The organism is Kocuria sp. CPCC 205235 (genome assembly GCF_040980905.1).
Classification (GTDB): Bacteria; Actinomycetota; Actinomycetes; order Actinomycetales; family Micrococcaceae; genus Kocuria; species Kocuria carniphila.
The window spans coordinates 1-1,948 of record NZ_JAVKPR010000059.1 but is presented as its reverse complement, the minus strand read 5'-3'; the positions used below and the strand labels follow the sequence as shown (position 1 = coordinate 1,948).

General features: G+C 59.5%; 1 protein-coding gene. It reads right to left on the bottom strand.

The window, feature by feature from the left end; genetic code table 11:
* Window positions 1-677: 677 nt before the first annotated feature.
* Window positions 678-1,469 carry a DUF5677 domain-containing protein gene (locus RF638_RS15925; protein WP_277425000.1) on the bottom strand — a complete coding sequence of 264 codons (792 nt, stop codon included), beginning with the start codon at window positions 1,467-1,469 and terminating at the stop codon, window positions 678-680.
* Window positions 1,470-1,948 lie beyond the last annotated feature (479 nt).

Here is a 1,948-nt window from a genome sequence, read left to right as displayed (position 1 = left end):
GTCAAAGCCCTAGAACGTTGCTATCGCAGGCAAGCAAGCCCCCGCCATACACATATTTTGGCCTATAACCCTGTTCTGCTTTGGTGTGCTCGGCCTGCTTGTCGTGACCAGCCATGATGATCCCCCTTGGACGTACGGGCCCAGGACGGGCTCGTCTTTCCAGTGGAGCACCGGCACCAGGATCTGGCAATGCTTCTGCGGGACCACCAGGGCGAGACCCGGCCCTGCCCGAAGTGCACGCTTCAGCTGACGAAGCAGAAATTTCCTGGCGGATCTCCCGCCCTAGAACTCAGGGATCAAACGCGCTATCGCTGATTGATCCGCGGACACTGGCTGCATCAGTAGCTCGACGCGCCCTTCTTTACATATGGCCGGCTACCGGACACTTCCCACGGAGTTGACGTCGCAATGGGAGTTCCTGAACCTAGATGAGCTCACGGCCAGCGGCTTCCAGGTCCCGGATCTGCAGTGCCGTGTCCTATGCGTCCAAGCTCACCCGCGCGTAGCGCAGGCGTGCCAGCGGTTCCGTACCCTGGTGTCCCGTCGCAGGTTCTATCGCAGGGATTCCGAGAACACCCTCTGCCGACGACCCGAAAGTGTTTTCGCCCGTGGGCGTTGATGTATCGACTCTCGGAATCCGCTGGACACCTATTGCAGGATGAGGGTTGTAGTGATCGTTAATCCTCGCTCTTTCGCATATCGTCCTGTGCTTGTTCTTCGCCCGGCGCGAAGGACTCTGCCGAGGCACTGTCTGTGGACAGCCAGGAGAAGGCCTGGTCCACTGCGTCTTGGTTAGTCCTAAGGATCTGCAGACTTCTTCGGATCAAGGCGTAGAGCTGGCTGACCCACGAACTGGCAAGAGCAACGTCCGCTCCTCCCGATAGTGTAAGACTCGGAATCAGGTGCCCGCGATGGAGGATGTTCCGACATGGCTCCATGCAGTGGGTCTCGAGTGACCACCACTCCGAGTGCGCGACTCCACTAGCCAAGGAGTAGCTCTGGCGATAGAGATCGAGCAGTCCGCATTCCTTCGCCATTGCCCGGATGGACTTGCCCTCGGCAAACGAGTCGCGCGTGTCCACGACCCGGTGATCGAGCACGTCATCGTTGTGACTTAATTTGTCGAGTTCCTCTATGGCTTTTTCGACTTCCGGGCTATTCCAGTCCTTAGCGAGCTCATCCGTAATCCGCGCGTACAACTTCGCTTTGCCAGCTCCATAGGTCTGGTATGACCGGTAGACAGACGGATCCTGCAGGGCCATCCACTCTAGGTAGATGCGCACCTCCACCAGGGTGCGACCCACGTGTGCGCCATGCTCTACGCACCAGAGATCCGGGGCGCCAAGCGCTGTAATCACCTCTCGGCCGGCGCGTGTCACCAACCCCGAATGAACCTCTTGCTGTTCCTGGTCATAGAGCCGGGCAGGGGCCGTCTCAAGCGCCTCAATGTAACTCGACAACAAGTCCATGGCTCGTCCTCGGAGGTGTTCACCATCCGCGGGAGTGGTTGCAGGATGGGTGTCTTCGCCAGAGGCGTCCCTGGGCGGCCCCTGGTCATCAACATCCCTTTGTCGCAGACAGGCTGTCGTCATTGAGTTGGTGCCCCAAAAGACCTTTGCCCACTGGATGCTTGAATCGAAGTGCGTGGGGTCGTGGTGGGACTTGAGACCCTTTTGTGCACTCCACGACGCGCGGATCACTGTGTCTGCTTGGGGGCGGGTAGTTGCATCATTCGGGTACGGCTTGAGCAGGTTGATCGTCGTGGCGTCGGTGCTGAATCTGCCTGCTTGGACGGCACTCCAGATGGACAGGCATTTGATGATGGCCTCTCGGTGGCCGTCGCTTAGCCTCGATCCACCGACTCAGGTTAGGGCCGGCGGCCGATATCCCGGATCGGCACTGAGCCGTTTTTTGGCGTGACGTGGTGGCCGGCCTCGCTACCGGTGGT

Bases quoted from the DNA above. Each gene is read 5' to 3' on its own strand.
- RF638_RS15925 (WP_277425000.1), bottom strand. From the start codon at position 1,469: ATGGACTTGTTGTCGAGTTACATTGAGGCGCTTGAGACGGCCCCTGCC.